Here is a 7708-nt window from a genome sequence, read left to right on the forward strand (position 1 = left end):
CGCTCGCGTATTGTACAATACGCGAGCGGGGACGCTCGCACTGTAAATGCAAAACTGAGATGCTCCCACCTTAATTTAAGAGCGATCGCACTTCAGGAAAAAAAGGGCGATCCTCTTCGAGGGCTGCGCTAACAAATTTGGCCCAACTACGAGCTAAATTGCCAATTTTACAGCTCGATCGTCACAACTTTTTTCTTGCTTTTTTCGTCGCGCAGCACGACGGTATTGTAGGGTGATGTATCCGTCCCCAGCGGAATTTGCAGCTTAAAGGTGGTGCTCTTATGCTTAAGTTCCCCTAAATCAATGCTTTTCGTTATATTGCCATCTGTTGCCAGATAAGCGGTAAGTTCGCCTTTATAATCTTCAATCAAAAAGTCTCTGAAGAAAAGGACTTCCCCAGCACCCTCGACATCGATAGCAAGGATGACCGTACCGTTAAACGTTGCGCCTTTTTCTTCTTCATGAACCGTCGCCATTTTAATTTCCGAGGGGTCTTGACCGGACATATCTGGCATAAATTTTTTCTCCTGACTGAGCGCAATAATTAACAAGAATCGTACCTGATGCTAGGGGCGATCGCAAAACTCTGAGGACGTATTTCTGCATCGGTCTTGCTTCTGTCTGAGGTTAGAGAAGCCCGCGATCGCGCATTATATCACCAATTCTCTCAATTCTTGAATCAGTAAGGAATGAGAATTAAATAACTTCCACTCTTGAAAGTGGGATGGGCGTCCCGCCCGTCCCACAATAACAATTAAAATTGTAAGTTATTTAATTCGCGATCCTAAGTACAGACCGTTAAAATTCTCTCTCTAATACCCCCAAGTCTCGCAAACACCGCCGCGTTAATTCGATTCGATATTTAGCATCCTTACTGTTGAGTTTTTAAGTGATTGGGTAGAGAATTAAGCCTGATGTTTTTGATAATTTAAGAGCGATCGCACTTGGCTCAAGAAAGGGCGATCGCCCTTAAAGATTATTCTTTCCAGTAACGGGTTAAAATCCGCATTACTTCACCTGCTAGAGGGGATGGTAAAGGCGGGCTCCATTCCCCAACTTCAGCAAAACCCAAAACGTGCAGCAGATTGATGAGGCTTTCGACTCCTTTGGGAATCCCGCAAATCAACAATCGGATCGGTTGCTTGCCGGTGGGTGCGTCGGGAATTTCTTCGCGCAGGAGTTCGGGAACTGACTTTGGCTGTGATATCATAAGTTTTAACTAGACAATAGTCGGAGAGCGATCGCCCTTGAGTTTTCGAGGCCAAGGGGCGATCGCTTTTCCGTTTGTACATCCTCAGCATAGTTCATTCGCTGCTGCAAGTCAAGCGATACGACAAAAAATATTGCCGATACGGCAAAACAAGTGTTAGTGAAGGTTGCAGGATGCTAACATCACCTTGCAAAGCCCTGGCTAGTAGTTGAGTACCCGCAGTGATCCGTTGGAAATTGGCAGTTGTGATGGCCGATCGCAATATCAGCAATAAAGAATTGGCGGCTAGAGTTGGGATGCACCCAACATCTGTTTCTAAAATCAAAACCCGCCGCCGGCTTACAAGAATTGATGAAACAACTCTTGATGCTTTGTGCAAAGCACTAAACTGCCAACCGGGAGATTTAATGGTGTATGAGGAGGAAAATTCCGATCGCACTTAAAAAACTGACTGCGGTTAGGAGTAGGGTTGACAGCGACGCACCCTACAGATTCGTGAAGCGAAGCTATCCCGTAGGGAATCGCACAATTTCCACTGCAAAAACGCGAGCAAACTCAGCGACAAGGATCGATCGCACTCGATCCACCTCAATTCCGGGAATAAACTGCTCTAAACTCCCAACAGGTCGATCGGGAATCCCGCAAGGTACAATTTGCCCAAAACCGGCCAGATCCGGACAAACATTTAAAGCAAAACCGTGCATCGTAATCCAGCGGCTGACTTTAATGCCGATCGCACCTACCTTGCACCCATCCACCCAAACCCCAGTCATACCGGGAACCCGCGAACCCTTCAACCCCAAAACTTCCAGCACCCCCAGCAGCACTTCCTCCAACTGCCGCAAATACCAGTGCAAATCTTGTTGGTGACGGCGCAAATTTAAAATCGGATAGCCCACCAATTGGCCCGGACAGTGGTAAGTCACCTCGCCGCCCCGCTCAACTCGGTGCAGTTCCGACTGAGTTTGACTTGGGTCAAATTTCAGAAATTCCAGCTTTGATCCCAGTCCCAAAGTGTAGACCGGCGGGTGTTCCAGCAAAATCAGGACATCTGGCAAATCTGGCTTGTCGCGGCGTTCTTGCACAAGTTTTTGCTGGATTTCCCAAGCTTGGGAGTAGGGAACTTGTCCCCAATCGAGAAGCAAGCAGGGTTGTGCATTTAACTGTTGAGGGATGAGAGGAGAAATCATGCAAAAAAGTCAATAGTGTTATTACGGAATATTGGCCCAGCTTAAATCAAGAATTGTCAACATATAATAAAAGATTTGGAAGATAAGTGTTTTCGAGAATACATAGTGCTACTGTATAAAATATACCGAAGTTACAGAAGGGAGGGAGCTCTATGAAGCTTGTTATCCAGGGTAAAAATATAGAAATCACCGATGCGATTCGCGAGTACGTCAATCAAAAGGTTGAAAAGGCAGTTAGCCATTTTCAAAATTTGACTACAGAAGTGGACATACATCTATCGGTGGCTCGTAACCCCAGGATCAATCCTAAGCAGACTGCTGAGGTGACAATTTATGCTAACGGCAGCGTTATTCGGGCTGAAGAAAGCACGGAAAGCCTGTATGCCAGCATAGATTTGGTTGCCGACAAGATAGCTCGTCAACTGCGGAAATTTAAGGAAAAACGTCACGACAACAAAATCCAGAGTAGTGCCAAAACGGTTACGGTAGTTGAAGAACATCCTGTAGTAGCGGATCTGATTGGCGATCGAACTCCCGAACTTCCTGCTGAGGTTGTACGGACTAAGTATTTTGCTATGCCTCCAATGACTGTGCAACAAGCTTTGGAACAATTGCAGATTATCGATCACGATTTCTATATGTTCCGTAATGCGGAAACAGACGAAATTAACGTACTCTACGAACGCAAGACTCACGGTGGCTATGGAGTTATCCAACCCCGGCACAGCAACGGTAACGGTAATAGCAAAAATGGCAAAACTGCCGAAAGCGCTACATCTGAAAAATCGAGTGTTGCAAAAAGCTAGATAATTGCTGAGTGCTAATTGTTAATGGGTGCAAGCCGTTAGCAAAAAAGGACTAAAGTCCTTACTACGAACCACGAGTTTTTAGTAAGGACTTTAGTCCTTTCTTGTTTTTTAAGATAATGATTCGTAGTCAGGACTTGGGCGATATTTCCGAGAGAAAATGGATGAACAATTATGTTATTGGAGTTAAGACAATTAAAGATTCAGCCTGGTCAGCAATTACTGGTTGAGGATGTTAACTGGCAACAATTTGAAAGTATTTTGGCGGAATTGGGAGAACGTCGTGCTTCCCGACTTTCCTATAGTAACGGACGGTTAGAAATTATGGTTCCTCTGCCCGAACATGAAAAAGCCAAGGAAATTATTGGCGACATGGTAAAAATTTTGTTGGAAACACGACAAATAGCATTTGAGTCGTTAGGTTCCACAACGTTGAAAAATGAACGCATGAGTCAGGCTGTAGAACCGGATAGCTGTTTTTACATTCAAAATCAAGCAGCCGTTATCGGTAAAAATCGCCTTGATATGAGTGTTGATCCGCCCCCAGACTTAGCTATAGAAATTGATCTCACCTCTCGCACGCAGTTGGATAATTATCAAATTCTAGAAGTGCCGGAACTTTGGCGATACGCACGGCGAGGGCTACAAATCAACGTCTTGCAAGCCGAACAATATATTGAGTCTGATGTTAGTCCCACTTTCCCCAATATCCCCATTGTCGAACTGGTGAATCAGTACACTCAGCAGAGTCAAGTGGCGGGCAGAACCCACGCTATTCAAGCTTTTAAAAATTGGGTACGGGAAAACCTCTAGTCTGAGAACTTTCTTCCTCACTAAAAACCCTTAGTTCGCAGTCAGGAATTTAGTTTTTTCTGGTTTTTTTAGACAATGAGGGATGAGGACTTTTGCAGGGCGGTTTCATTTTCTTGTAGGGGCAAACCCCCCGTGGTTGCCCCGATGCCTGAAATTCCCCTGAAATCATCTGTGGCTGGGGGCGGGCACGGGGAGTAGGGGTCGCACCGCCCCTACAAAATCCTGGTTTTCCGTAGGGGCAATCCCCCCGTGGTTGCCCAGAAACAGCCCTGATGACTTTCGTCCTCACTACCAACAATATATTTAAGCAAATCCACCTAACTTTTAATAGCTTCCAAAGTTTTGAGTGCTTCGGCAACGTGTGCTTTGAAGTCTAACATGGAGTCAAAAATATGCTTGACAATGCCTTCTTTGTCAATGACATAAGTTACTCTACCGGGCATAATCCACAGGGTAGCTGGAACTCCATATAATTGCCGAACTTTGTTGCCAGTATCGCTCAGCAGTGTAAAGGGTAGCTGATATTTGGTGGCAAATTGTTGGTGCGATTGTTGGGTATCTTCGCTAATTCCTAGGACTTCTGCACCTGCGTCTTTGAAGACTTCGTAGCTATCTCGAAAAGCGCAAGCTTGGGTTGTGCATCCGGGTGTGTCGTCTTTGGGGTAAAAGTAGACTATGACGTTTTTTTTCCCTTTAAAATCTTTGAGGCTGACTGATGTGCCAGTTTGAGATGGTAAGGTAAAATCGGGTGCGGTGTCTCCTACTTTGACGGTCATGTTTTTTTAACTTAGTAGATCTGTTTGCTGGAAATTTTAACTTTTGTTATTGTACTGTTTTTTGTGACCAATAGTTCGTAGTTGCGATCGGGCGAGTCGGGAGTATCTGAGATGTTGCACCATTCTCAATAAGCTTTTTAGGAACAGGCTTTTCGGCCTGTTCCACAAGAAAATTCACTCTGTGTGGAACAGGCATCTTGCCTGTTAAGCGAGAGTGGTGCAAGATGTGAGTTACTACTGAGATCTTGCACCATTCTCAATTAGCCGTAGGGGCGGGTTCGCCAACAGCCTTAAAGCTTGCAAATAGGTTCTATAAACCCGCCCGACCCCACGAAAAATCCTCTTATTGATATTGCTGCAAGATGTGAGTTACTACAAAGTTATTTGTTATCGGCCTTTAGTTAAATTTTTCAATTCCCGCCAGATTGGAGGAATTTGACCGGAGTGTGTGCGGGGCTGGGTGAGGATTCCTTGAGTGGGACTGAAGAGCAATGATAGCACAAATAACCCCGATGCAACTAAAACTATTGCGGGCCCGGATGGTAAGTTATAAAAGTAGCTGAGATACATTCCGCTAATGCTAGAAATAACTCCGATTATTGCGCCTAAAATCATTACTTGGTGCAGGCGAGTGACTAGGAGATAGGCGGTACTTGCGGGTGTAATTAATAGGGACAAAACTAGCACTACGCCAACGGCTTTGAGGCTGGCAACTATTGTGAGGGCGATGAGTACCATCAGTCCGAAGTTGAGCAGGTTTACTGGCAAACCTGTGGCTTGGGCTCCTAATGGATCGAATGTGTAAAATAGCAGTTCTTTGTAAAAGAATACTACAACTAATAAGACTACGGCGACTATGACGGCTGTGTCGATCGCATCTTGGGGGGTAACGCCGAGGATGTTGCCGAAAAGAAAGTGGTTGAGGTCGATTTTGTTGTCTTTTTGGACGATCGTAATTAGGGTGATGCCGAGGGCGAAGAAGGCTGAAAATACGATGCCCATTGCGGCGTCTTCTTTGATTGTCGATCGAGCTTTGATCCAAGCTATGATTACTGTACTCAAAACTCCGGCAATGAACGCGCCGATAAAGATATTTCCTCCGAGGATAAATGCGATCGCCAATCCGGGCAAAACCGAGTGGCTGATGGCGTCTCCGAGCAAGGCCAGCCGCTGTACCATTAGGTAGCTGCCGACGATCGCGCAGACGATGCCGACGAGAATGGCAATTACGAGCGATCGCTGCATGAATCCATACTGCAACGGCTCAATTAAGGTTTGTATCATAAAATTATCAAATCACAGTTAACTAATGACTAACAACCAAAGCAACCCGGTTCGATCTGAGATGTTGCACATTCTCAATAAGCTTTTTATGAACAGGCTTTCCGGCCTGTTCCACAAGAAAATTCACTCTTTGTGGAACAGGCATCTTGCCTGTTCTTGAGGCCTGTTCCACAAGAAAATTCACTCTTTGTGGAACAGGCATCTTGCCTGTTCTTGAGGCTTGTTCCACAAGAAAGAAAATTCACTCTTTGTGGAACAGGCATCTTGCCTGTTCTTGAGGCTTGTTCCACAAGAAAATTCACTCTTTGTGGAACAGGCATCTTGCCTGTTCTTGAGAATGATGCAAGATGTGAGTTTGATCCGAGATTTATCGTTGCCCAATTCAAGATTATCAAAAAAACCGCGTTCAAGAGTGTAACTCCTAGATTAATGACCAAGAATTTCTTGATGGTACCCGCCACGTGATTTATCCGTGGAATCAATCCAAAATCGAAAATCGAAAATCCTCAAGGCCCCGCATTTATCCGTGGGGTCGCCTCGAAAATCTAAAATCTAAAATCTAAAATCTAAAATCGATTGACTGCTAGCTAATCAAGCTGCTTGTCCGGCAAAGAACATTACTTGCCCGCCGTAGGCGCGGTAAAGGTTTTCTTTTGTTAGCACTTCTTGGCGGGAACCAGCGGCAATCAATTCTGTATTTAGCAAAATTAAATCATCAAAATTGGTGATGGATTCGCCTAAGTCGTGGTTGACTACTAAGACGATTTTCCCGGCATTTGCTAGCTCGTGGAAGATGTCAAAAATAATATTTTGAGTTTTTTGGTCAACGCCGACAAACGGCTCGTCAAAGCAGAAAATAGCAGCTTCTTGGGCTAAGGCTCTAGCTAGAAATACTCGCTGTTGCTGTCCGCCGGAAAGTTGCCCGATCGGTCTGTCTTTGTAAGCACTCATGCCTACTCTTTCTAAGGCATCGGCAGCGGTGCGGCGGCTAGCTGCTGAGAAGCGGCGAAACCATCCGGCTTTTCTGACTCTTCCCATCATCACGACATCCCAAACGGTGGCGGGATAGTTCCAGTCAATTTGCGATCGCTGCGGCACGTAGGCTACTGTTTCGAGTCGATCGGCGATCGCTTCTTCGCCCCAGGTAACAGTGCCGCGATCTGCGGGAATTAAGCCCAACATTGCTTTGATTAGGGTGCTTTTGCCGGCACCGTTGGGGCCAATAATACCCGTCAGCCTTCCCGGTTTGACGGAAAGATTGATATCTCTGAGTGCCTCTACCGTGCGGTAGTTTACTGCTAAGTGCTTAACAGCGATAATTTCAGTGTCCGTAGCGCTGTCTTTGAGGTGGCAAACCATTTTAGACCAAGGATTCTCGTTGGGGAAGGCTGCGGTATTCATGGGGGTGAGTCTATCTCCTTTTTATTAAGTTTACTGTAAAAATGAAAAGAATATGAAATCATCGGTAAATAGGAATAATCTGGAACGCACGAGAGGTAGATAATGGGACAGTGCAAGCTCGAAACCCCTCAAACCATAGGTTTTGTGGCGAAAATCTCAAGTCGGTTAAAACTGATATCTTCCACCATGCTCAATAACAGGCAAGATGCCTGTTCCACAAAGAGTGAG

Annotated in this window: 11 protein-coding genes; 4 read left to right on the top strand and 7 right to left on the bottom strand. The window is 45.5% G+C overall.

The features are described from left to right. Positions 1-167: 167 nt before the first annotated feature. Together QUB16_RS25240 and QUB16_RS25245 are read right to left on the bottom strand one after the other, a co-directional pair. The gene (locus tag QUB16_RS25240; protein WP_333320380.1) at positions 168-515 is read right to left on the bottom strand and encodes a hypothetical protein; all 348 of its coding nucleotides are present in this window, start codon (positions 513-515) and stop codon (positions 168-170) included. A 461-nt stretch (positions 516-976) separates the two neighbouring features. Further along, the gene (locus QUB16_RS25245) at positions 977-1210 is read right to left on the bottom strand and encodes a hypothetical protein (protein WP_333030095.1); all 234 of its coding nucleotides are present in this window, start codon (positions 1208-1210) and stop codon (positions 977-979) included. A gap of 221 nt (positions 1211-1431) precedes the next feature. On the opposite strand from QUB16_RS25245, the gene QUB16_RS25250 reads away from it, so the two are divergent. Beyond that, the gene (locus QUB16_RS25250; RefSeq protein ID WP_332984474.1) at positions 1432-1653 is read left to right on the top strand and encodes a helix-turn-helix domain-containing protein; all 222 of its coding nucleotides are present in this window, start codon (positions 1432-1434) and stop codon (positions 1651-1653) included. A gap of 63 nt (positions 1654-1716) precedes the next feature. Here QUB16_RS25250 and lipB read toward each other — a convergent pair whose 3' ends face one another. Further along, a complete protein-coding gene (lipB, locus tag QUB16_RS25255) occupies positions 1717-2400 on the bottom strand; it encodes a lipoyl(octanoyl) transferase LipB (RefSeq protein ID WP_333320382.1) in 684 nt (227 codons plus the stop codon). Between the two features lie 152 nt (positions 2401-2552). Between lipB and hpf the strand changes: the two genes are divergently transcribed. Both hpf and QUB16_RS25265 read left to right on the top strand, forming a co-directional pair. Beyond that, positions 2553-3206, top strand: a complete 654-nt coding sequence (gene hpf / locus QUB16_RS25260) for a ribosome hibernation-promoting factor, HPF/YfiA family (protein ID WP_333320384.1) — start codon at positions 2553-2555, stop codon at positions 3204-3206. Between the two features lie 174 nt (positions 3207-3380). After that, complete coding sequence (locus QUB16_RS25265) at positions 3381-4019, top strand: Uma2 family endonuclease (RefSeq protein WP_333320386.1); 639 nt, start codon at positions 3381-3383, stop codon at positions 4017-4019. 317 nt (positions 4020-4336) lie between these two features. On the opposite strand, the gene QUB16_RS25270 is transcribed toward QUB16_RS25265, so the two are convergent. The 3 genes from QUB16_RS25270 to QUB16_RS25280 all read right to left on the bottom strand — a co-directional run bounded on the left by QUB16_RS25270 (position 4337) and on the right by QUB16_RS25280 (position 6079). Further along, on the bottom strand, positions 4337-4795 hold the full coding sequence (locus QUB16_RS25270) for a peroxiredoxin (RefSeq protein WP_333320388.1): 459 nt from the start codon (positions 4793-4795) through the stop codon (positions 4337-4339). Positions 4796-4841: 46 nt separating this feature from the next. Then, positions 4842-4991, bottom strand: a complete 150-nt coding sequence (locus tag QUB16_RS25275; protein WP_333320390.1) for a hypothetical protein — start codon at positions 4989-4991, stop codon at positions 4842-4844. Between the two features lie 191 nt (positions 4992-5182). Further along, on the bottom strand, positions 5183-6079 hold the full coding sequence (locus QUB16_RS25280) for a metal ABC transporter permease (RefSeq protein ID WP_333320392.1): 897 nt from the start codon (positions 6077-6079) through the stop codon (positions 5183-5185). 132 nt (positions 6080-6211) lie between these two features. Here QUB16_RS25280 and QUB16_RS25285 point away from each other — a divergent pair, with 132 nt between their 5' ends. Then, on the top strand, positions 6212-6544 hold the full coding sequence (locus QUB16_RS25285; protein WP_333320394.1) for a hypothetical protein: 333 nt from the start codon (positions 6212-6214) through the stop codon (positions 6542-6544). A gap of 126 nt (positions 6545-6670) precedes the next feature. Here the strand turns inward: QUB16_RS25285 and QUB16_RS25290 are convergent, their stop codons facing one another. Further along, positions 6671-7480 (bottom strand): metal ABC transporter ATP-binding protein, encoded by an 810-nt coding sequence (locus tag QUB16_RS25290; RefSeq protein ID WP_333286992.1) that lies wholly within the window; start codon positions 7478-7480, stop codon positions 6671-6673. Positions 7481-7708: the final 228 nt, after the last annotated feature.

The organism is Microcoleus sp. D3_18a_C4 (genome assembly GCF_036702415.1).
Lineage (GTDB): Bacteria > Cyanobacteriota > Cyanobacteriia > Cyanobacteriales > Microcoleaceae > Microcoleus.

Coding starts and splice junctions, on each gene's coding strand:
- QUB16_RS25240 (WP_333320380.1), bottom strand. CDS start 515: ATGCCAGATATGTCCGGTCAAGACCCCTCGGAAATTAAAATGGCGACG.
- QUB16_RS25245 (WP_333030095.1), bottom strand. CDS start 1,210: ATGATATCACAGCCAAAGTCAGTTCCCGAACTCCTGCGCGAAGAAATT.
- lipB (WP_333320382.1), bottom strand. CDS start 2,400: ATGATTTCTCCTCTCATCCCTCAACAGTTAAATGCACAACCCTGCTTG.
- hpf (WP_333320384.1), top strand. CDS start 2,553: ATGAAGCTTGTTATCCAGGGTAAAAATATAGAAATCACCGATGCGATT.
- QUB16_RS25265 (WP_333320386.1), top strand. CDS start 3,381: ATGTTATTGGAGTTAAGACAATTAAAGATTCAGCCTGGTCAGCAATTA.
- QUB16_RS25270 (WP_333320388.1), bottom strand. CDS start 4,795: ATGACCGTCAAAGTAGGAGACACCGCACCCGATTTTACCTTACCATCT.
- QUB16_RS25275 (WP_333320390.1), bottom strand. CDS start 4,991: ATGCCTGTTCCACACAGAGTGAATTTTCTTGTGGAACAGGCCGAAAAG.
- QUB16_RS25280 (WP_333320392.1), bottom strand. CDS start 6,079: ATGATACAAACCTTAATTGAGCCGTTGCAGTATGGATTCATGCAGCGA.
- QUB16_RS25290 (WP_333286992.1), bottom strand. CDS start 7,480: ATGAATACCGCAGCCTTCCCCAACGAGAATCCTTGGTCTAAAATGGTT.